The following is a 20,576-nucleotide window of genomic DNA, read 5'->3' as shown; positions in this document are numbered from 1 at the left end:
AAGGAGTAGACGAGCATGGCCGACATCCCCGCCAAGACCGAAATCGGCGTTACTACCGGCCCGATCCGCGGCAGCCGCAAGATCCATGTCGGTAAGCACCGCGTGGCGATGCGCGAAATCCATCTCGAGCCGGGCAGCGGCGAGGCGCCGGTGCGCGTCTACGACACCTCGGGCCCCTATACCGATCCTGATGCCCGCATCGACATCATGGCCGGCCTGCCGGCGCTGCGCCGCGACTGGATTCTCGCCCGCGGCGATGTCGAGGCCTATGACGCGCGCCAGGTGAGGCCCGAGGACAATGGCCTCAAGGGCCCGGACCGCTCGGCCGGCGTGCCGCAGTTCCCGAACGTGGTGAAGCGCCCGCTGCGTGCCAAGCCGGGCATGAACGTGTCCCAGATGCACTATGCCAAGCGCGGCATCATCACGCCCGAGATGGAATATGTTGCGGAGCGCGAGAATCTCGGCCGCGAGCGGCTGGCCGAATATGTTCGCGACGGGCAGGATTGGGGTGCCTCGATCCCCGATTACGTCACCCCCGAATTCGTCCGCGACGAAGTGGCGCGCGGCCGGGCGATCATCCCGAACAACATCAACCACCCGGAAAGCGAGCCGATGGCGATCGGTCGCAACTTCCTGGTCAAGATCAACGCCAATATCGGCAATTCGGCGGTCGCCAGCGACGTGGCGAACGAGGTCGACAAGATGGTCTGGTCGATCCGCTGGGGCGCGGACACGGTGATGGACCTCTCCACCGGCCGCAACATCCACGACACCCGCGAATGGATCCTGCGCAACTCGCCGGTGCCGATCGGCACGGTGCCGATCTACCAGGCGCTGGAGAAGGTGGGCGGCATCGCCGAGGATCTGACCTGGGAGATCTTCCGCGACACGCTGATCGAGCAGGCCGAGCAGGGCGTCGACTATTTCACCATCCACGCGGGCGTGCGGCTGCCCTATATCCCGATGACCGCCAAGCGTGTCACCGGCATCGTCTCGCGTGGCGGCTCGATCATGGCCAAATGGTGCCTCGCGCATCACCGCGAATCCTTCCTCTACGAGCGGTTCGACGAGATCACCGAGATCATGAAGGCCTATGACATCGCCTATTCGCTGGGCGATGGCCTGCGCCCCGGCTCGATCGCCGACGCCAATGACGAGGCGCAGTTCGCCGAGCTCTACACGCTGGGCGAGCTGACCAAGCGCGCCTGGGAGCAGGACGTGCAGGTGATGATCGAGGGCCCCGGCCATGTGCCGATGCACAAGATCAAGCAGAACATGGAAAAGCAGCTCGAGGCGTGCGGCGAGGCGCCCTTCTACACGCTCGGGCCGCTGACCACCGACATCGCGCCGGGCTATGACCATATCACCAGCGGCATCGGCGCGGCGATGATCGGCTGGTACGGCACGGCGATGCTCTGCTACGTCACGCCCAAGGAGCATCTCGGCCTGCCCGACCGCGACGACGTGAAGGTGGGCGTGGTCACCTACAAGCTGGCGGCGCACGCGGCGGACCTCGCCAAGGGCCATCCGGCGGCGAAGGTGCGCGACGACGCGCTGAGCCGCGCGCGCTTCGAGTTCCGCTGGCGCGACCAGTTCAACCTGTCGCTCGATCCGGACACGGCCGAGCAGTATCACGACCAGACGCTGCCGGCCGAGGGCGCTAAGACTGCGCATTTCTGCTCGATGTGCGGGCCGAAATTCTGCTCGATGAAGATCACCCAGGAGGTCCGCGATTTCGCGGCGAAGCAGAACGCCTCGGCCGATACCTTCCTGGCGGCGACGCCGGCGACGGTGGATGCCGAGACGGGCATGGCGGAGATGAGCAAGGTCTTCCGCGAGACCGGTAGCGAGCTCTACATGGGCGCCGGCGGCCGCGAGCACGATTGAGGACTATGGGGCTGGGTGGGTGTTACCTGCCCGGCCTTCGCTACGGCACGCGCGGGTGAACGATTCCACAAAGGTAGCCGCGCCTCAATAATGATAGCGGCAGCTCAGCACCTCCACCGCCTGCGCGTCACCCGATCCGCTAACCCGATACACCAGCCGATGCTCGCCGCTGATCCGGCGCGACCACCAGCCGGAGAGATTGCGCCGCAGCGGCTCCGGCTTGCCGGTGCCCGTGAAAGGGTGACGGCGGCACTCTTCGATCAGCGCGTTGATGCGCTCCAGCACCTTCGCGTCCTCGCGCGACCAGGCGATGTAATCGAGCCAGGCCGTTGACCCGAACACGACCTTCACGGCTGGATCAGCTCATGCTCCTCGCCGAGCCCGGCATCGAGTTCGCGGATGCCGTCCAGCAGGCGCTTCGCATTCGCTGGAGACGACATGAGATGGATCGTCTCCAGCATCCCCTCCCACTCGCTTTCGGAAACCAGCACTACGCCTTCGCCCTTGGGACGCACGATCTGGATCGGCGCCTTGTCGGCGACGACGCGGTCCAGCACGGCCTTCAGATTGGCGCGGGTTTCCGAGACGGTCAGGGTCTGCATGGCGATTCTTGTACATCAATCTGTACGAAACTTCAAATCTCACAATGCCGGCAGCGCCCAGTCGATCGGCTTCTGCCCTACGCTCTCCAGAAACGCGTTCGCTTTGCTGAAGTGGCGGCTCCCGAAGAACCCCGAATGCGCTGAAAGCGGGGAGGGGTGGGGGGCCTTCAGCACCAGATGGCGCCCGCCCTTGTCGATCGAATCGACGAATGCCGCCTTCTTCTGCGCATGGCTGCCCCAGAGCAGGAACACCACGGGCTCCGTCTTCGCGTTGACCAGCCGGATCACCGCGTCGGTGAAGCGCTCCCAGCCGCGGCCCTGATGGGCGGCGGCGCGGCCCATTTCCACGGTCAGCACCGCGTTGAGCAGCAGCACGCCCTGTTCCGCCCAATGTTCGAGGAAGCCGTGCTGCGCGCGCGGGATGCCGAGGTCGGTCTCCATCTCCTTGTAGATGTTGACCAGGCTCGGGGGCACGCGGACGCCCGGTTTCACCGAGAAGCACAGGCCGTGCGCCTGGCCCTCGCCGTGATAGGGGTCCTGCCCGAGGATCACCACGCGCACCTGCTCCAAGGGCGTCAGGTCGAGCGCGCGGAACCACTCGCTGCCCGCCGGGAAGATGCGCTTCCCCGCCGCCTTCTCGGCGCGAAGATAGTCGCGCAGCGCCGCCATATAGGGCTGGGCGAATTCCTCCTCGAGCGGGGCGAGCCAGCTCGGGTGCAGCTTCACGGCGGCCATGCGCTCAGGCCCGGACCGCGGTGACCAGATAGTTGAGCGCGTCGTGTTCGTTCACCACGAAGCCGCGGGCAGGCGAGAAGGTCAGGCCGCGGCGGTCGAACACCTTCAGGCCGGCATCCACCAGCAACGCCTCCAGTTCCTCGGGCTTGAGGAAGCGGTTCCAGTCGTGCGTGCCCTTGGGAATCGCGCCGGTGCCCTCGGCCAGCGTGATCATCGCCAGCCGCGAAAGCGGCGTGCGGTTGGGCGTCGACAGCACCATCAGCCCGCCCTCGGCCAGCGCGCCGGCCAGCCCGCGCACGAAAGCGGCGGGATCGCTGACATGCTCGATCACTTCCATCGACGTGACGAGGTCGAAGCTGCGGCCCGCCAGATCCTCGATGCCGCCATGGACATAGTCGATCGGCAGACCGGACAGCTCGGCATGCGCGCGCGCCGCGCCGATATTCTCGCCCGCGGCATCGACGCCGGTCACCCGCGCGCCGAGCCGGGCCAGCGGCTCGCAGAGGAGCCCGGCGCCGCAGCCGACGTCGATCGCGGACTTGCCGGTCAGCGGCATGAAATCGGCCGAGTCGCCGCTCCAATGCACGTCGACCGCGCGGCGGATATAGCCGAGCCGCGCAGGATTCAGTCTGTGAAGCATGGCGGAGGAGCCCTTCGGATTCCACCAATCGGCCGCCAGACGACCGAAATGTTCCGCTTCACGGGGGTCAATCGTAGCTTTAGTTGCGTTCGGCATCCGTGGCTCCTATCAGGCTCGCCCATCTCTCCCAAGGGCAGGAAACAAGCAACCAGCCATGGCGCGTATCGTAATGAAGTTCGGCGGCACATCGATGGCCGGAATCGAGCGTATCCGCAGCGTTGCCGCCCGCGTCAAACGCGAGTGGGAGGCGGGCAACCAGGTCGCGGTGGTCGTATCGGCGATGGCCGGCGAGACCGATCGGCTGGTCGGCTTCTGCCGCGAGGCCTCGTCGCTCTACGATCCCAAGGAGTATGACGTCGTCGTCTCCGCCGGAGAGCAGATCACCAGCGGCCTGCTGGCGATCGCGCTGCAGGCGATCGGCGTGCCGGCGCGCTCCTGGCTTGGCTGGCAGCTGCCGGTGCAGACTTCGGACGCCTTCGCCAAGGCGCGCATCGAGGACATCGGCACCGACGCGCTGCTCGCCAGCATGGGGAACGGCGAGGTGGCGGTGGTCCCCGGCTTCCAGGGCGTGCACGAGGACCGGATCACCACGCTGGGCCGCGGCGGATCGGATACCTCGGCGGTGGCGGTCGCGGCGGCGGTGAAGGCCGATCGCTGCGACATCTACACCGATGTCGACGGGGTCTACACCACCGATCCGCGCATCGTGCCCCGTGCGCGCAAGCTGAAGCGCGTGACCTATGAGGAAATGCTCGAACTCGCCAGCGTCGGCGCCAAGGTGCTCCAGACCCGTTCGGTCGGCCTGGCGATGAAGGAAGGGGTTCGCGTGCAGGTGCTCTCGTCCTTTACGGGCGACGACGCGCCGATGGCAGATACATTGCCCGGGACGATGATCGTGGGCGAAGAGGAGATTCAGGACGTGGAACGCCAGCTCATCACCGGCATCGCGCACGACAAGAACGAAGCCAAGATCACGCTCACCGCGGTGCCGGACAAGCCCGGCGCGGTGGCGTCGATCTTTACGCCGCTGGCCGATGCCAGCATCAATGTCGATATGATCATCCAGAACATCGCGCACCAGAGCGCTGGCAGCGCGAGTGCGACCGACGTGACCTTCACGGTGCCGGCGGCGGATCTGGCCCGCTCCCTGGAGATCCTCGCGCAGCAGAAGGAAGCGATCGGCTTCACGGGCGTCAGCCACGACACGCGCGTCGCCAAGGTCTCGGTGGTCGGCGTCGGCATGCGCAGCCATGCCGGTGTCGCCGCGACGATGTTCCAGACGCTGGGCGCGCGCGGCATCAACATCCAGGCGATCACCACCTCCGAGATCAAGGTCTCGGTGCTGATCGAGGAAGACTATACCGAGCTGGCGGTGCGCGTGCTGCACACCGCCTATGGCCTCGACGCGGACGACGTCGCCGCCTGACCCGAGCGCGGGGGCGTGGCCGGCGCGGCTACGCCCCCGTCGTCACGACGAGGCGCTGGAGGACGACATTGTCGTCGATCCGCCAGACCTTCACGACATGCCGGCCGGGCGCCACCGAGGGAAACCGCGCGGCGAGCGTGCGGCCATTTTCCTCGACCGCCTTGTTCCAGTCGCGCTGGGCCTGGGTGGTCGTCGCATTGGGGGCGGGGACGAGGCTGTCGGTGAGGATCTGCACCGGGCCATCGTTGACCGACACGCCGAGGCGCTGCTGGTTGCGGCCGGTGGTGTCGAGCGTCGGCACCAGCTCCAGCGCCACCTCCAGCGGGCCGCCCTTCGGAACCGTCACTGCATAATCGACATGGACGCCGTCCGCCGCGGCGGTGGCAGGGCGCCCCTGCGGAAAGGTCGTCACGGCGCCCAGTGTGCGACCGAGATGCGGCACCCGGCGCCAGTTTAGCCCCTTGCCGCCGCTGGCGGACACGAAGTCCGGCGCTTCGATCACGATCTGATCAGCGGGCAGCGTAGGCGCGACGAAGACGATCGGCGCGGCCTTGCCGTCGACGCGGCGCACCGCCGGCATCACCTGCTGCCTGGGCTCCTGCCAATTTGTATAGCCGATATGGGTCTGGGCCATCATCCCGTCCCATTTGCCGCCGTTCAGCGCGTGATAGGCAGCGGTGATCTCCGCGTCGCGGGCGAAGGCGCGCTCGGCCTGCTCGGCGAAGCCGTTCGCGCGGGCATCGCCGGCGGCGGCGAGGCGGCGGTTCCAGGCGACGGCGTAGTAGAGCCGGTAGACGTTCGCGACGGCGAGGATCGGATGCTCGACCAGCTGGAACCAGGCGTCGCGCGCGTCGGCGGCAATGCGCGGCTTCACCGCCGCCATGTCGCGCTCCAGCGCCTCCCATTCGGCGACCACGCGGCCGAAGTCGCCGCCGTCCAGCTTGCCGTCGCTGCGGACCGGCCCCAGCGCGAAGCTATCGGCGTCGAGCAGCTCGGGCTTGCGCCGCGCGGCGAGCTGGCCATAGCGGGTGAGCAGCGCGCCGACCTTCTCCGCCAGCGCCGGCCCGAACGCCGCGCCCGCCCAACGCGCCGGATAGGCGGACATCGCCTCCAGCGTCATCGCCTCGGGATTCCAGGCCTGGTCGAGGAAGAAGCTCAGCGGATATTCCATCGGCTTGAGGTCGCCGACATTGACGATCCAGATCGTCCGCGCGCCCCGCTGCCAGGCGAGGTCCATCTGCTGCCAGCTCTTCTCGATCTGGTTGGTGTTCAGCCACTTGTAGTTGCGCGGCGCGCCGACATAATCGAAATGGTAATAGACCCCGTACCCGCCCTTGCGATTGAGATCGGCGGTGGCGAGGCGGCGGATCTGGCCCCAGTTATCATCGGCAAACAGCAGCGTCACATCGTCCGGCACGCGCATGCCGTGGTCGTAATAGTCCTGCACTTCCTTGTAGAGCGCCCACATCTGCGGCGTCGCCTCGGCCGGACGCCTGGTCACGTCCGCCAGGATGCTGCGCTGGTCGGCGACGATCGTCTCGAGCAGCTCGGTCGCGGTGCCCTCCGCCATCGCCTCGTCGCCGTCGCCGCGCATTCCGACGGTGACAAGGCAGTCATAGCCCTTGCCGTCGCCCTTCGACATCATCCGTTCGATCCCGCCGCGCCAGAAGCGGCGGAGATTTTCGGCATTGGTCGCGTAATCCCATTTGCCGCCGGTGACGCCCTTGTCGGTGTTGCGGTGCCATTCCTCCTGCGCCCGGGTCATCGGCTCGTGGTGCGAGGTGCCCATCACCACGCCCATCGCATCGGCCAGCACCATGTTCCGGGGATCGTCGTCGTTGAACGCCTTGCCCCACATCGCCGGCCACAGATAATTGCCCTTCAGCCGCAGCAGCAGCTCGAAGACATGGGCGTACATCGCGGCGTTGACCCCGCCGAAATGCTTCTTGGCCCAGCCGCTGAAACAGGGATCCTCGTCGTTGATGAAGAAGCCGCGATAGCGCACCCGCGGCTGGTCGCGGCGGCTGCCGGGGGCGAGCGTCACGTCGGCGCGGCGGCGCACCGGCACGTCGGCGAACCAGTGCCAGGGCGAGACGCCGATCCGCTGCGAGATATCGTAGGTGCCATAGACCGCGCCGCGCCGGTCCGATCCGATAATCACCAGCGCCTGCGGCACGCCGGGGGCGGGGTGGTCGAGCACGATCTGGCGATAGGCTTCCCATTCGCCAGCCAAGTCGCGCACGTCGATCCGGCCGCCGCGTACCAGCGCGTCGAGGATCGGCGAGCGGCCGAGCTGGGCGATCAGCACCACCGGGCCCTGCGCGTTCTCCAGCCGCTGGACACGCTTGGGCGCAGTGCCGCCGACGCGCGCCAGATCCTGCGCGAACGCCTCCGCGACATGGGCGAGCGCGGGGTCGGCACCCGCCTCGACCAGCAGCGTCGCGGGCACGCCGCCGCGGATCAGCGGGAAGCCGGCGCCCTTGTCCTCCAGCACGCGCAGCGGCTCCGGTGCGGTGCCGGCACGCGCGCTTCCCGCCGCCAGCGCCGCAGCGGCGGCCGAGGCTTGCAACAGCGTGCGGCGATCGACCGCGCGCGTGGGATCAACGGGGGAGGACATCGCAACTCCTGGATTTTCTTATCATTGATAGCGCTATCATGCGCATTTGCGGCGTGGCGGGCAAGCCCGAAACCGGCACAGCGCGATGCTAGCGGCCCCTTGCGGAGTCCGCCCCCGCAGCGCTAGGCGCCGCGCATGACCAGCACCTCCTCGATCGGCGCCGAGCGCCTGGCCCGCCGCATGGCGCGCGGCTGCGAATTCCTGGGCAGCGAGGTCGCCATTCTCGGCGGCGCCATGTCCTGGGTGTCCGAGCGCAACCTCGTCGCCGCCATCTCCAATGCGGGCGGCTTCGGCGTGATCGCGTGCGGCGCGATGAGCCCCGCGCTGCTCGACGCCGAGATTGCCGCGACCAAGGCGCTGACCGACAAGCCCTTCGGCGTCAACCTCATCACCATGCACCCGCAGCTGTTCGAGCTGATCGACATATGCGGGAAGCACGGCGTCGGCCATGTCGTGCTCGCGGGCGGGCTGCCGCCGGCGGGCTCGCTCGATGCGATCAAGGGGCACGGCGCCAAGCTGATCTGCTTCGCGCCCGCGCTGAGCCTCGCCAAGAAGCTGATCCGCTCGGGCGTCGACGCGCTCGTCGTGGAGGGCATGGAGGCCGGCGGCCATATCGGCCCGGTGTCGACCAGCGTGCTGGCGCAGGAGATCCTGCCCGAGGTGGCGAGCCAGGTCCCCGTGTTCGTCGCGGGCGGGATCGGCCGCGGCGAGGCGATCGCGGGCTATCTCGACATGGGCGCGGCCGGCGTCCAGCTCGGGACGCGCTTTGCCGCCGCGACCGAGAGCATCGCCCATCCCAATTTCAAGAAGGCGTTCATCCGCGCCTCCGCCCGCGACGCGATCGCGAGCGTGCAGATCGATCCGCGCCTGCCGGTGATCCCGGTGCGCGCGCTGAAGAATGCCGGCGGCGAGCTGTTCACCGCCAAGCAGCGCGAAGTGGCGCAGGCGCTCGACGCGGGCAGCGTGGAGATGGCCGAGGCGCAGCTCCAGATCGAGCATTACTGGGCCGGCGCGCTGCGCCGCGCGGTGATCGACGGCGATGTCGAGCATGGCAGCGTGATGGCGGGCCAGTCGGTCGGCATGGTCACCAAGGAAGAGCCGGTCGCGACGATCATCGAAACGCTGATGGCCGAAGCCGCGCACGCGCTGGAGAAGCGCGCGGCGTGATGCGCTGATTCCTCCCCCAGCTTGCTGGGGGAGGGGGACCGCCGCCGCAGGCGGTGGTGGAGGGGCCGCGCCGCGAGGCGCGGTGCTCCCCGTCACGCATTCCGCCGCTGGCGCGGCGGCCCCTCCACCACGCTGCTGCGCAGCGCGGTCCCCCTCCCCTGCGGTGCAGGGGAGGACCTGGTCGTGCCCGGGAGGATAGGCTTTCCGCGCTTTTGCTGCGCACCCGGCTTGGCGCGGGTGCGCACAATCTGTTACCGCTGACACATGGCCTTGACCGCAGCCGCCTCCGCCCGGGAAATCCTCACCCGCCTGCATGACCTGATGGCGAAACGGCTGCCGGTGCAATCGAAGCTCAACGCCGTCGCGAACATCATCGGCGAGGCGCTGCACAGCGAAGTCTGCTCGATCTACCTGCTGCGCGAAGGTGTGCTCGAGCTGTTCGCCACGCGCGGGCTGGCGCAGGAGGCCGTGCACGTCACCAAGCTGGGGCTGGGCGAAGGGCTGGTCGGCACGATCGCCGCGCATGTCGAGACGCTCAACCTCGACGAGGCGACCAGCCATCCCAATTTCGTCCATAACCCGGAGACCGGCGAGGACCGGTTCCACAGCTTCGCCGGCGTGCCGATCATCCGCCGCGAGCGGGCGGTGGGCGTGCTCGCCGTGCAGCATGTCGATCCGCGGCGCTATGCCGATATCGAGATCGAGGCGCTGCAGACCGTCGCGATGGTGCTCTCCGAACTGATCGCCAATGCCGAGCTGATCGATGCGGCGGGCGGCACCTCCACCCGGTTGCAGCCGACCGCGGCGGGGACGATCCGCGGCTTCCGGCTGGTCGAGGGCATGGCGCGGGGCGTCGCGGTATTCCACCAGCCGCGCATCGTCATCGAGCATACCGTCGCCGAGGATACCGAGGCCGAGCGCCACCGCGTCTATGCCGCGTTCGACAAGATGCGCGAGCAGATCGACCGCATGACCAGCCAGGCCGAGTTCGGCGTCGGCGGCGAGCATGAGGAGATCCTCGCCACCTACAAGATGTTCGCCTATGACGAGGGCTGGAGCCGCCGGATCAACGAGGCGATCGATTCCGGCCTGACCGCCGAGGCGGCGATCGAGCGCGTCCAGCAGCGCACCCGCCAGCGCATGCGCGAGATAGACGATCCGCTGCTCCGCGACCGGATGCACGATCTGGAGGACCTGTCCAACCGGCTGCTGCGCATCGTCTCGGGCCAGCTCGGCACGGCGGCACAGCTGGGGCTGCGGCAGGATTCGATCCTGATCGCGCGCAATCTGGGGCCCGCCGAGCTGCTCGAATATGATCGGCGGCGGCTGAAGGGCGTGGTGCTGGAGGAAGGCTCGCTGACCGCGCACGTCACCATCGTCGCCCGCGCGATGGGGGTGCCGGTGCTGGGCCGCGTCCGCGAGATCCGCCGCGAGGTGGCCGAAGGCGACCTGCTGCTGCTCGACGTGGGCGAGGAGAGCGTGTTCGTGCGCCCTTCGCTGGCGATGGAGGAGGCGTTCGAGGCCAAGCTCACGCTCAGCCAGAAGCGGCGCGCCGCCTTCGCGCAGCTGAAGAACGTGGCGCCCGTGACCAAGGACGGGCACCGCGTGACGGTGATGGTCAATGCCGGCCTGCGCGACGACGTGTCCGCGCTCGACCTGACCGGCGCCGACGGCATCGGCCTGTTCCGCACCGAGTTCCAGTTCCTCGTCTCGGCGACCTTGCCGCAGCGCGAGGCGCAGCGGCGGCTCTACCGCGACGTGCTGGAGGCTGCGGGCGACCGGCCGGTGGTGTTCCGCACCGTCGACATCGGCGGCGACAAGGCGTTGCCCTATCTCAACCATGACGAGGATGGCGAGGAGGAGAACCCCGCGATGGGCTGGCGCGCGCTGCGCCTGGCGCTCGATCGCGACGGCCTGATGAAGGCGCAGGCGCGCGCGCTGATCGAGGCGGCGGCGGGGCGGACGCTCAACGTGATGTTCCCGATGGTCTCCGAGCCCTGGGAATTCGACCAGGCGCGCGCGCTGTTCGAGGCGCAGCATGCCTGGCTCGCCGCCCGCGGGCGCAAGATGCCGTCCGAGATCCGCTACGGCGCGATGCTGGAGGTACCGGCGCTGGCCGAGGTGCTCGACCTGCTGCTGCCCAAGCTGCAGTTCCTGTCGATCGGCACCAACGACCTCACCCAGTTCCTGTTCGCGGCCGATCGCGCGCACCCCAAGCTGGCGCTGCGTTACGATTGGCTGAGCCCGGCGATCCTGCGCTTCCTCAAGCGGGTGAGCGACCAGGCGCGTGCGGCGGGCGTGCCGGTGGCGGTGTGCGGCGAAATGGGCGGGCGACCGCTCGAGGCGCTGGCGCTGATCGGGCTGGGCATCGACCGGCTCTCGATTACCCCCGCCGCGGTGGGGCCGATCAAGGCGATGTTGCGCGGGCTCGATCGGGGCGCGGTGATGGCGGCGATGGAGGAGATGCTGCGGCATCCGGAGGCGCCGCTGCGCGACGTGCTGACCGGCTGGGCGGAGGCGCAGGGCGTCGAACTGGCCTGACCATCCACCGGAATGATTTCCTCCCGGCGTTGACAGCGATACGGCCGGGAGGGCATCCCCTGCAGCATAAGGCGGACGTTCCAGGGTCCAACGCGTTCGCCGGAGGACAGAATGCAAGGCGACATGCCCGAAGAATCCACCCCGTCCACCGTGCGTCCGGGCGAACGTCTGCGCGCCGCGCGCGAAGCCATGGGGCTGGATCTGCCCGAGATCGCCGCACGCACCCGCATTCCGCAGCGCCACCTCGAAGCGATCGAGCAGGGCACCTATTCGGGGCTGCCGTCGATCACCTATGCCAGCGGCTTCGCCAAGGCTTATGCGCGCGCGGTCAATGTCGACGAAGTGTCGATCGCGCACGACGTCCGCGCCGAGCTCGGCCAGATCGAGCGGCCGGCGATCACCCCCGAATATCCGTTGCAGGAGCCGTCGCGCGCCGCACCGAGCGGGATCGTCTGGTTCGGCGTGATCGTCGCGCTGGTGATCGTCGCCGGCATCGGCATCTGGTACGGCACCGACTGGTTCCGTGGCGGCAGCGCCGCGCAGGGCGACAGCCTGGTCCAGGAGATCGAGGCGACCCCCACGCCTACGGCCGCCGCCGCACCGACCCCGACGCCGACCGTTCCCGCGGTCGAGCACGTCACCCTCGTCGCGCGCGGCCCCGCCTGGATCCGCATCACCGATGCGACCGGCAAGAAGCTCGTCGAGAAGGAACTGGCCGCCGGCGAGCGCTATGACGTGCCCGACGATGCCGACCATCCGCGCATCCGCACCGGCCGCCCGGACCAGCTGCAGGTGCTGCTCAACGGCAGCGAAGTCGCGCCGCTCGGCACCGAAGTGAAGGTGATCGAGGCGGAGCTGACCTCGGCCGCGCTGCGTGCCCGCGGCCAGCCCGGCGCGACGCCCTCGCCGACCGCGACCGCCGCCGCGACGCCGCTGCGCGAACGCCCGGTGCGCCGTCGCAGCGCGCCGCGCTCGGACGGCAGCGACACGACCGCCGTCCCTGCGGCCACCACGCCGGCCGGCGACACGCCCAACCCCTGAGGGGGTGGCGCAAGCGGGCGCCGCTTGGCTATAGCGGCGCCACGCCTCCGTTCCCCGGGAGGCGCGTAAGGATTGATCGACGATGCGTATTGCTCTCGCAGCGGCACTGGCCTTTGCCGCGTTCGGCTTCAACGGCACCGCGATGGCGCAGGCCCAGGACGGCAATGTCGGTCAGCGCGTCGACAAGCTGGAGCGCGAGATGCGCGCGGTGCAGCGCAAGGTGTTCCCCGGCGGTGCCGGCATGACCGTCGAGCCGCAGATCACCCAGCAGGTCGACAACACGCCCCCCGGCGTGCCCGCGACCAGCCCGCTTGCCGACCTGACCGAGCGCGTCGCGGCGCTGGAAAGCCAGATCCAGACGATGACCGGCCAGATCGAGCAGAACCAGTATCGCATGCGCCAGCTGGAAGAGGCGTTCGGCGCCTACAAGGCCGCCAACGACGCGCGGGTGAAGGCGCTGGAGACGCCGCAGCCGGTTGCCGATGCCATGCCGACCGACGGCGCCGTTGCCGCTTCCGGCAATTCGGCGGCTTCATCGGCGCAGCCTTCGGGCGATCGTGCCGCCAAGGTCGCGGCGGTGGAGAAGCCGAGCACCGGCGATGCGGGCGAAGACCTGTATCTCTACGGCTTCCGCCTGTGGCAGGCCAAGCTCTACCCGGAAGCCGCCAAGGCGCTGGAGCAGTACAAGGCCAAGTACCCCTCCGGCAAGCGCGCCAGCTTCGCGCGCAACCTGCTCGGCCGCGTCTATCTCGACGACAACAAGCCGAGCCTCGCGGCGGTGGCGCTGTACGAGAACTACACCAAGGACCCCAATGGCGAGCGCGCGCCGGACAGCCTCTATTATCTCGCCCAGGCGCTGGTGAAGCTGAACAAGCCGTCGGGCGAGGTCTGCAAGGTCTATGACGAGCTGAACAAGGTCTATGGCCCCGGGCTCTCGGCCGAGATGCGCGCGGGCGTCGCCAAGGGCCGTGCGGATCAGCGCTGCAAGTGACGCGTCGCTGATCGACGCGATCGCGGGCGCGGACGTCGCCCGCTTCCTCGCCGACTGGCGCGCGGCAGCGGGGCAGGTGCCCGGCGCGGAGGCACCGGTCGGCGTTGCCGTTTCGGGGGGCACGGACAGCCTGGCGCTGCTGCTCCTCGCCCGTGCCGCCTTTCCCGGTGCCGTGGTCGCCGCAACGGTCGATCACGGCCTGCGCGCGGAATCGGCAGAGGAAGCCGCATTCGTCGGCACGCTCTGCGCGCGCATCGACGTGCCCCATGCGATCCTGCCGCCCCGTCCCGAAATGCTGGCAGGCGGCAACCTGCAGGATCGTGCGCGGGCGATGCGTTATCGTTGCCTCGCCGACTGGGCGAGCGCCGCCGGTGCCCCGTGGGTCGCCTTGGCCCACCAGCAGGACGATCTCGCCGAAACCTTTCTCCTGCGCGCCCGGCGCGGGGCGGGGCTGGGCGGCCTCGCCGCGATGCTGCGCTGCCGGCCGCTCCGCATCGGCGCGCCGACCATGCTGGTCCGCCCGCTGCTCGGCTGGTCGCGCGCCGAGCTGGCTGCCTTGGTCCACGCCGCCGGCATCGCGCCCGTCGAGGACCCCTCCAACCGCCACCCCCGCTTCGACCGCAGCCGGATCCGCCGCCTGCTCGCCGAAACCCCCGAGCTGCCGTCGGCGCGCCTCGCCCTCGCCGCCACCAACCTGCGCGATGCCGAGGCCGCGCTGGTCTGGGTAGCCGATCGCGAATGGGCCGCGCGCGCGCAGGTCGAGGATCGCAAGGTCGCGCTCGACCTTGCCGGTCTCCCGCGCGAACTCCGCCGCCGCCTTGTCGCCCGCGCGCTCAAAACCACGGCCGATGCGCCGCCCCCGCGCGGTTCCGGGCTTGACCGGCTGATCGCCGCGGTGGATGCCGGGAAGGTGGCGACCTTGGCCGGAGTCGTGGTGCGACCGGGGCCCCGCTGGCGCTTCGCGCCGGCGCCCCCGCATCGATCACCATGATCGACGTTGTTCCATTGTCATTGACGCCGCCGCGCCTATCTTAGGGCTTGAAAGGTACCGGGTACACGATGAGCGATAACGGCAAGCAGCAGGGTCCGGAAAACGGGGGCAACAACCCCTGGATGAAGAGCCTGCTCATCTGGGTAGGTATTCTCGCAGCCCTGGCGCTGTTCGTCACCTTGTTCGACACTCGCACCGCGCAGCCCGCGGGCAATGCGATTCCCTATTCGACCTTCCTCGACAAGGTGCAGTCGGGCGACGTGAAGGACGTCAACATCGCGGTCGGCTCCGGGGTGATCACCGGCAGCACCAGCGAAGGCAAGTTCCGCACGAACAACCCGGGCGATCCCAAGCTGGTCGAGACGCTGCGCTCGAAGGGCGTGGTGATCAACGCACGGCCTGAGGACAGCCCGTCGATCTGGCAGTATATTCTCGTCCAGTCGCTGCCCTTCCTGCTGTTCCTCGGCATCGCCTTCTTCGTGCTGCGCCAGATGCAGAAAAATTCGGGCTCGGGCGCGATGGGCTTCGGCAAGAGCCGCGCCCGCCTGCTGACCCAGAAGGAAGGCAAGGTCACCTTCGACGACGTCGCCGGTATCGACGAGGCGCGCGAGGAATTGCAGGAGATCGTCGAGTTCCTCAAGGACCCGTCGAAGTTCGCGCGGCTTGGCGGCAAGATCCCCAAGGGCGCGCTGCTGGTCGGCTCGCCCGGCACCGGCAAGACGCTGCTCGCCCGCGCGATCGCGGGCGAGGCGGGCGTGCCCTTCTTCACCATTTCGGGTTCGGACTTCGTCGAGATGTTCGTCGGCGTCGGCGCGAGCCGTGTCCGCGACATGTTCGAGCAGGCCAAGAAGTCGGCGCCGTGCATCGTCTTCATCGACGAAATCGACGCGGTCGGCCGTTCGCGCGGCGCCGGTCTGGGCAACCAGAATGACGAGCGCGAGCAGACGCTGAACCAGCTGCTGGTCGAGATGGACGGCTTCGAGGCGAACGAAGGCATCATCATCGTCGCGGCGACCAACCGCCCCGACGTGCTCGATCCGGCGCTGCTGCGTCCGGGCCGCTTCGACCGCCAGGTGCAGGTGCCGCGCCCCGATATCGAGGGCCGCGTGAAGATCCTGCAGGTGCACATGAAGAAGGTGCCGATCGCACCCGACGTCGACGCCCGCGTCATCGCGCGCGGCACGCCGGGCTTCTCGGGTGCCGATCTCGCCAACCTCGTCAACGAGGCGGCGCTGCTCGCGGCCCGTCGCGGCAAGCGGCTGGTGGCGGCGCAGGAATTCGACGACGCCCGCGACAAGGTGCTGATGGGCGCCGAGCGCCGCTCGATGGTGATGACCGACGACGAGAAGCGGATGACCGCCTATCACGAAGCCGGCCACGCCCTGGTGTTCGCGCACGAGCCGACCGCCGATCCGATCCACAAGGCGACGATCATCCCGCGCGGTTTTGCCCTCGGCATGGTCCAGCCGCTGCCGGAGCGCGATTCGTACAGCTATCACCGCGACAAGATGCACGCCGATATCGCCGTGGCATTCGGCGGCCGCGTCGCCGAGGAACTGATCTTCGGCTATGACAAGGTGAGCTCGGGCGCCTCGAACGACATCATGCAGGCGACCCGTCTCGCCCGCGCGATGGTCACCAAATGGGGCCTGTCGGACAATCTCGGCCCGCTCGACTTTTCGGAGAGCGAGGACAGCTTCACCGGCTATTCGGTGGCGCGTTCCAAGCCGATGTCGGACGAGACCGCGCGGCTGATCGATGCCGAGGTGAAGCGCTTCGTCGAGCAGGGCCTCAACCGCGCCCGGCAGATCCTGGGCGATCATATCGACCAGCTCCACACCATCGCGCTGGCGCTGCTCGAATATGAGACGCTGACCGGCGAGGAGATCAAGAAGCTGATCGCCGGCGAGACGCTGGATCGCGGCGACCCCACCGGCACGCCGGGCATGCCCGCGGTGGGCGGCACCTCGATCCCCAAGACGCGCAAGCTCAAGGATCCGTTCGGCAACCCGGCACCGCAGGGGGCGTGACGCTCCCCGGCATTGCCAGGGTCCGCTTCGCACCGTTAGAGAACGCTTCCGGGAACCCTTCCCGGGAGCGTTTTTCCTATGCGACGACTGTTTCTGGCGGCCGGTGGACTGATGCTGGTGGCGGTGCCCGCCCAGGCGATGAGCGTGGCCGAGTTCCTCGCCAAGGTGAACGCGCTCAAGGCCAAGGGCGCGATGGCGATGTTCTCCTCGGACATCGGCGTGCTGAAGCGGGAAGTGGAAGGCGCCTCCGATGCCTATCGCGGCGACCTCGCTGCAGCCGCCGCCGCGGGCAAGAAGCCGAGCAGCTGCCCGCCGCCCAAGGGGCAGAGCAAGATGGGCAGCAAGGATCTGATCGCCGCGTTCGAGAAGATCCCGCCGGCGCAGCGCGGGATCAGCGTGAAGGCGGCGTTCGCTGCGATGATGCAGCAGCGCTTCCCCCTGCAAGTGATCCTGCAAACATAGGATAGTATTGGCGAAATCCTCGGAACGGCCGTTGTTTGCAGGCAGTTGGTGGGTCGCCGTCCGGCACCGCAATGCCGGGCGCATCGAGCACACGAAGCGCAAGGAGCGGACCGATGGACTATCGCAAGCTGGGATTTGGACTGGGCGTTTTCTCGATCGGGCTCGGCATCGCCGAACTCGCCGCGTCGAAGCGCATTGCGCGGGGCTTGTCCGCGGAAGACCATGACGGCGTGGTGCGGGCGTTCGGCGCGCGCGAGCTGCTGGCGGGCGCGGCGCTGCTTTCCGGACCGGCGCATAGCGTCCGCGTGTGGAACCGGGTGGCCGGCGACGCGATGGACATCGCCGCGCTCGGCCTCGCCGCGCGGCGGGCGCCGCAGAACAAGGCGGTCTGGGGCGCGATCGCCTTCGTCGCGGCGGCAACGGTGATCGATATCGTGACGGCGATCGGGCTGGATCGCACCACGGGGAAGACGTTGCCGGTCGGACAGGAGGAGGCCGAGAGCGCGGCCGCGGCGGAGACGCCGTCGGTGACGGCTGACAAGCCAACCTCGATCGAGCCGGGCGGCGCGCAAGCCCTCGCGTCGATGGTGGGGTGACGTCTCTCCCCCTCCCGCAAGCGGGAGGGGGCAGAGAAGGCAGGAGTCGGATGTTGCTACTCCCCCTTGGTGGTCGCGTTGGGGTTGGGCCCGCCCTCATAGTTTATATGGCTCTGCCCGCCATGGCCCATCAGGTGGCCGGGGCCTTCCTTCTTCGCCTTTTCCGGATAGGGATTCGGATAGGCGCCGCCTTCGCTCTCGCCTTTGGGCCGCCCCTGCGTCTCCACGTCCGAGACACCGTCGGGCGCGCCCTTTTGCGCACCGCCGCCGTTCGCCTGCATCGGCTGTTTGTCGGTCATTCGCCAAGCTCCTGATTGTTCGTGTTGCGCTCGCAAATCAACGAAGCGGTGCGCATGGCCGTTCCGCTGATCGGCCAAGTCGTTCAGCGCTGCGCCACCAGCCATGTTGAAGAAGCCGGAACGACCCGCGCAGTATCGTACGAACAGTGCTAGAATTGATGCACGTTATGGCGAAAAAGAATCGATCATAACCGAACTATGTGAACCATGTCGAAGCCCATCCGCTCTCTCCCCGTACCACTTAAGGAGAGACGGCATGTTCATGCACAACAAACGCCTGCAATATACCGTGCGCGTGGCCGAGCCCAACCCGGTGCTCGCCTCGCTGATGCTCGAGCAGTTCGGCGGCCCCGATGGCGAGCTGGCCGCGGCGATGCGCTATTTCACCCAGGGCCTCGCCGAGGACGATCCCGGCCGCAAGGACCTGCTGCTCGACATCGCCACCGAGGAGCTGAGCCATCTCGAGGTGATCGGATCGATCGTCGCGATGCTCAACAAGGGCGTGAAAGCGCATATCTCGGAAGGCGACATGGAAGAGGCCGAGCTGTACATGTCGCTGACGCAAGGGGGGAACAGCCACACCCAGGCGATCCTCTATGGCGGCGGCCCGGCGCTGACCAATTCGGCGGGCGTGCCGTGGACGGCGGCCTATGTCGACAGCCGCGGCGACCCGACCTGCGACCTGCGCTCGAACATCGCCGCCGAGAGCCGCGCCAAGATCGTCTATGAGCGGCTGATCAACCTCACCGACGATGCCGGCATCCAGGACGCGCTCAAGTTCCTGATGACGCGCGAGGTGGCGCACCAGAAGTCGTTCGAGAAGGCGCTCTATGCGATCGAGGACAATTTCCCGCCGGGCAAGCTGCCGGGCGTGCCGGAATATGCGAGCATGTACGTCAACACCTCGCAGGGCGAAGGCGACATGCGCGGTCCGTGGAACGACGGGCCGGAATGGGACCGGGTCGACGATCTCCAGCAGACGCTGCCCGCCGACGATGGCGACGGTATGCCGACGGTGACGCTGGGTTCGGCCGACACCGCCGCGCTCAGCCAGCTGGCCGAGCGGACCAAGTCCGATCCTTCGACCAACCCGACCACCGGCGCCGATCTCGCCGCTGGCCCTGGCGCGGGGCGGACCAAGAGCGACGTCGAAGCGTGAGGCTTCGGCCCGGCCGGGCATGCTGCTCGGCCGGGTCTTGCTTCAGCGGCGCTCCAGCCTGTCGAGCCAGGCGCCGAGCCTACCGCGCGAATAGGTGAGCGCCTGGTAGAGGCCGAGCGAGGCCTTGGCCCAGCGGATGTACAGCCCCGGCATCCCCACCCGATCCGCCGCCCAGGCGATGCGGTGGCTCCAGGCGGCAATCCCGGCGCGGGTGCGATAGACAAGCTTGCGCCGCCATCCAATCCCGGCGGCGCTGGGCGCCACGCGCTTCTTCGGGCGGATCCCCCGCCGCGTCCAGGTCAGCCGATAGGCCAGGCCCTCGCGGCGATGCCGCAGCCCGGCATCCTGCGTGCCTGCGATGAAGTCGGCGTCCACGGACTCCAGCGCCAGCCGTCCCTCGCCGATCGCCGCCGCCACTATGTCGCGTAGCACCGGCGCGCGGACGATCACGACGTTGGTGCCGCGGCCGTCGGAGGCATAGGGCTCCACCCAGGCATCGCCGAACGCGATGTCGGCGGTTTCCGCGACGACGTCGTCGCATAGGTTGCACGCGCTGTTCTGGAAGAACCCCGCGCCCCAGTCGCCGTCGGCCAGATGCCACCAGTCCTGCCAGCGCGCGCTGCCGTCGGCGAGGGTCAGGTGCGCGGTGTACCAGTTGGCGGGGCGATCGGCGTCCTTGCGGCGATAATCGACGGCGGTCACCCCGTCTGGGTCGACGTCCAGCTGCCAGGCGAAGCTGTCGACCAGCCGCCCGCTCTTCATATGGCCGCAGAACAGCCCGAGCGTTGCGGTGATCCGCTCGGCGAGCACCGGCTCGGCAGCGCGGGCGAGGTGCACCGCCTTGACGAAGCAGGGCACGCCGACCACCGCATAGCGGCCCGGCACCCGTCGGATCTCGTCGAGCACATGGGCGAGGTGGACCGGATGGTAGCGCGAGCGCGCGCCCTCGGCGATCTGGTCGAGGCTGCGCGAGATGCGGTAGCCGAAATGCGGCGCGCCGGGGCCGGGCAGCGGCACGACATGCGCGACGCCGTCGATCAGCCCGCGGCGGAGCAGCTCGGCGGCGACCCAGCTGACCATCCCGCCCGAACTGCCCCCGGCGCGGAAGTCGCCCTCGGCGACATGGCCGACATAGGCGGCCTCGAACCGACCGATCCTCGGGTCGGCGACCGGGGCGGCGGGGAAGCGATCCTCGGCGATCGCATTCTCGTCCACCGCCTGGGGTGAGAAGGGGCAGGTGGCGGCGAAGTGCGGCGTGGCCGTCTCGCGCCAGCCGGGCGGGCCCTGGGGCTTGAGCTGGCGATAGCCGTCCCAGCCCATATGCCCGCCCCCGCCCGACGCACAGCCGCCGCAGCCGATGCACAATCCGGAGCGACTAATGGCGGCCGGGCT

Annotated in this window: 18 protein-coding genes; 11 read left to right on the top strand and 7 right to left on the bottom strand. The window is 68.7% G+C overall.

Going from position 1 to position 20,576, the window contains the following annotated elements:
- Positions 1–15 precede the first annotated feature (15 nt).
- The gene (gene thiC / locus CA234_RS07295) at positions 16–1,887 is read left to right on the top strand and encodes a phosphomethylpyrimidine synthase ThiC (protein ID WP_125976850.1); all 1,872 of its coding nucleotides are present in this window, start codon (positions 16–18) and stop codon (positions 1,885–1,887) included.
- 84 nt (positions 1,888–1,971) lie between these two features.
- Here the strand turns inward: thiC and CA234_RS07290 are convergent, their stop codons facing one another.
- From CA234_RS07290 to ubiG, 4 genes are read right to left on the bottom strand one after another with little or no spacing between them, the layout of a single operon-like run.
- Positions 1,972–2,238, bottom strand: coding sequence for a Txe/YoeB family addiction module toxin (locus CA234_RS07290; protein WP_125976849.1), 267 nt, complete (start codon positions 2,236–2,238; stop codon positions 1,972–1,974).
- Entirely contained in the window at positions 2,235–2,489 is a 255-nt protein-coding gene (locus CA234_RS07285) for a type II toxin-antitoxin system prevent-host-death family antitoxin (protein WP_125976848.1), read from the bottom strand. The genes CA234_RS07290 and CA234_RS07285 overlap by 4 nt, the downstream gene beginning before the upstream one ends.
- A gap of 39 nt (positions 2,490–2,528) precedes the next feature.
- Positions 2,529–3,224, bottom strand: a complete 696-nt coding sequence (ung, locus tag CA234_RS07280; RefSeq protein WP_126001265.1) for a uracil-DNA glycosylase — start codon at positions 3,222–3,224, stop codon at positions 2,529–2,531.
- Between the two features lie 4 nt (positions 3,225–3,228).
- Entirely contained in the window at positions 3,229–3,960 is a 732-nt protein-coding gene (gene ubiG / locus CA234_RS07275) for a bifunctional 2-polyprenyl-6-hydroxyphenol methylase/3-demethylubiquinol 3-O-methyltransferase UbiG (protein WP_125976846.1), read from the bottom strand.
- A 58-nt stretch (positions 3,961–4,018) separates the two neighbouring features.
- Here ubiG and CA234_RS07270 point away from each other — a divergent pair, with 58 nt between their 5' ends.
- The gene (locus CA234_RS07270) at positions 4,019–5,290 is read left to right on the top strand and encodes an aspartate kinase (protein ID WP_125976845.1); all 1,272 of its coding nucleotides are present in this window, start codon (positions 4,019–4,021) and stop codon (positions 5,288–5,290) included.
- A 28-nt stretch (positions 5,291–5,318) separates the two neighbouring features.
- Here the strand turns inward: CA234_RS07270 and CA234_RS07265 are convergent, their stop codons facing one another.
- On the bottom strand, positions 5,319–7,907 hold the full coding sequence (locus tag CA234_RS07265) for a glycosyl hydrolase 115 family protein (RefSeq protein ID WP_126001264.1): 2,589 nt from the start codon (positions 7,905–7,907) through the stop codon (positions 5,319–5,321).
- Positions 7,908–8,042: 135 nt separating this feature from the next.
- On the opposite strand from CA234_RS07265, the gene CA234_RS07260 reads away from it, so the two are divergent.
- From CA234_RS07260 to CA234_RS07225, 8 genes are all read left to right on the top strand, one after another.
- Complete coding sequence (locus CA234_RS07260) at positions 8,043–9,074, top strand: nitronate monooxygenase (RefSeq protein WP_206431115.1); 1,032 nt, start codon at positions 8,043–8,045, stop codon at positions 9,072–9,074.
- 264 nt (positions 9,075–9,338) lie between these two features.
- Positions 9,339–11,615: a phosphoenolpyruvate--protein phosphotransferase gene (ptsP, locus tag CA234_RS07255; protein WP_125976843.1), complete on the top strand. Its 2,277-nt coding sequence runs from the start codon at positions 9,339–9,341 to the stop codon at positions 11,613–11,615.
- A 123-nt stretch (positions 11,616–11,738) separates the two neighbouring features.
- A complete protein-coding gene (locus CA234_RS07250) occupies positions 11,739–12,656 on the top strand; it encodes a helix-turn-helix domain-containing protein (protein WP_241213332.1) in 918 nt (305 codons plus the stop codon).
- Positions 12,657–12,738: 82 nt separating this feature from the next.
- Positions 12,739–13,647, top strand: a complete 909-nt coding sequence (locus CA234_RS07245) for a hypothetical protein (RefSeq protein WP_125976841.1) — start codon at positions 12,739–12,741, stop codon at positions 13,645–13,647.
- On the top strand, positions 13,625–14,638 hold the full coding sequence (tilS, locus tag CA234_RS07240) for a tRNA lysidine(34) synthetase TilS (protein WP_126001262.1): 1,014 nt from the start codon (positions 13,625–13,627) through the stop codon (positions 14,636–14,638). Before CA234_RS07245 ends, tilS begins: the two co-directional genes overlap by 23 nt.
- Before the next feature lie 68 nt (positions 14,639–14,706).
- Complete coding sequence (ftsH, locus tag CA234_RS07235; protein ID WP_125976839.1) at positions 14,707–16,668, top strand: ATP-dependent zinc metalloprotease FtsH; 1,962 nt, start codon at positions 14,707–14,709, stop codon at positions 16,666–16,668.
- 78 nt (positions 16,669–16,746) lie between these two features.
- A complete protein-coding gene (locus CA234_RS07230) occupies positions 16,747–17,130 on the top strand; it encodes a hypothetical protein (RefSeq protein ID WP_126001261.1) in 384 nt (127 codons plus the stop codon).
- 113 nt (positions 17,131–17,243) lie between these two features.
- On the top strand, positions 17,244–17,726 hold the full coding sequence (locus CA234_RS07225) for a hypothetical protein (RefSeq protein ID WP_125976837.1): 483 nt from the start codon (positions 17,244–17,246) through the stop codon (positions 17,724–17,726).
- 56 nt (positions 17,727–17,782) lie between these two features.
- On the opposite strand, the gene CA234_RS07220 is transcribed toward CA234_RS07225, so the two are convergent.
- Positions 17,783–18,025 (bottom strand): hypothetical protein, encoded by a 243-nt coding sequence (locus tag CA234_RS07220; RefSeq protein WP_126001260.1) that lies wholly within the window; start codon positions 18,023–18,025, stop codon positions 17,783–17,785.
- Positions 18,026–18,281: 256 nt separating this feature from the next.
- Here CA234_RS07220 and CA234_RS07215 point away from each other — a divergent pair, with 256 nt between their 5' ends.
- A complete protein-coding gene (locus CA234_RS07215; RefSeq protein WP_125976835.1) occupies positions 18,282–19,184 on the top strand; it encodes a manganese catalase family protein in 903 nt (300 codons plus the stop codon).
- 42 nt (positions 19,185–19,226) lie between these two features.
- Here the strand turns inward: CA234_RS07215 and CA234_RS07210 are convergent, their stop codons facing one another.
- Entirely contained in the window at positions 19,227–20,504 is a 1,278-nt protein-coding gene (locus tag CA234_RS07210) for a Coenzyme F420 hydrogenase/dehydrogenase, beta subunit C-terminal domain (protein ID WP_206431114.1), read from the bottom strand.
- Positions 20,505–20,576 lie beyond the last annotated feature (72 nt).

The sequence above is a fragment of the Sphingomonas sp. ABOLE genome (assembly GCF_003950455.1).
Classification (GTDB): Bacteria; Pseudomonadota; Alphaproteobacteria; order Sphingomonadales; family Sphingomonadaceae; genus Sphingomonas; species Sphingomonas trueperi.
Note: the sequence above shows the minus strand (reverse complement) of the source record. Positions and strands in the feature narration are given on the sequence as shown.

Excerpts from the sequence above, each read along its gene's own strand:
- ubiG (WP_125976846.1), bottom strand. The coding sequence starts at position 3,960 with ATGCCGAACGCAACTAAAGCTACGATTGACCCCCGTGAAGCGGAACAT.
- CA234_RS07225 (WP_125976837.1), top strand. The coding sequence starts at position 17,244 with ATGGACTATCGCAAGCTGGGATTTGGACTGGGCGTTTTCTCGATCGGG.
- ung (WP_126001265.1), bottom strand. The coding sequence starts at position 3,224 with ATGGCCGCCGTGAAGCTGCACCCGAGCTGGCTCGCCCCGCTCGAGGAG.
- ftsH (WP_125976839.1), top strand. The coding sequence starts at position 14,707 with ATGAGCGATAACGGCAAGCAGCAGGGTCCGGAAAACGGGGGCAACAAC.
- CA234_RS07245 (WP_125976841.1), top strand. The coding sequence starts at position 12,739 with ATGCGTATTGCTCTCGCAGCGGCACTGGCCTTTGCCGCGTTCGGCTTC.
- ptsP (WP_125976843.1), top strand. The coding sequence starts at position 9,339 with ATGGCCTTGACCGCAGCCGCCTCCGCCCGGGAAATCCTCACCCGCCTG.
- CA234_RS07285 (WP_125976848.1), bottom strand. The coding sequence starts at position 2,489 with ATGCAGACCCTGACCGTCTCGGAAACCCGCGCCAATCTGAAGGCCGTG.
- thiC (WP_125976850.1), top strand. The coding sequence starts at position 16 with ATGGCCGACATCCCCGCCAAGACCGAAATCGGCGTTACTACCGGCCCG.
- CA234_RS07210 (WP_206431114.1), bottom strand. The coding sequence starts at position 20,504 with ATGGGCTGGGACGGCTATCGCCAGCTCAAGCCCCAGGGCCCGCCCGGC.
- CA234_RS07215 (WP_125976835.1), top strand. The coding sequence starts at position 18,282 with ATGTTCATGCACAACAAACGCCTGCAATATACCGTGCGCGTGGCCGAG.
- CA234_RS07250 (WP_241213332.1), top strand. The coding sequence starts at position 11,739 with ATGCCCGAAGAATCCACCCCGTCCACCGTGCGTCCGGGCGAACGTCTG.
- CA234_RS07265 (WP_126001264.1), bottom strand. The coding sequence starts at position 7,907 with ATGTCCTCCCCCGTTGATCCCACGCGCGCGGTCGATCGCCGCACGCTG.
- CA234_RS07230 (WP_126001261.1), top strand. The coding sequence starts at position 16,747 with ATGCGACGACTGTTTCTGGCGGCCGGTGGACTGATGCTGGTGGCGGTG.
- CA234_RS07270 (WP_125976845.1), top strand. The coding sequence starts at position 4,019 with ATGGCGCGTATCGTAATGAAGTTCGGCGGCACATCGATGGCCGGAATC.
- CA234_RS07220 (WP_126001260.1), bottom strand. The coding sequence starts at position 18,025 with ATGACCGACAAACAGCCGATGCAGGCGAACGGCGGCGGTGCGCAAAAG.
- CA234_RS07260 (WP_206431115.1), top strand. The coding sequence starts at position 8,043 with ATGACCAGCACCTCCTCGATCGGCGCCGAGCGCCTGGCCCGCCGCATG.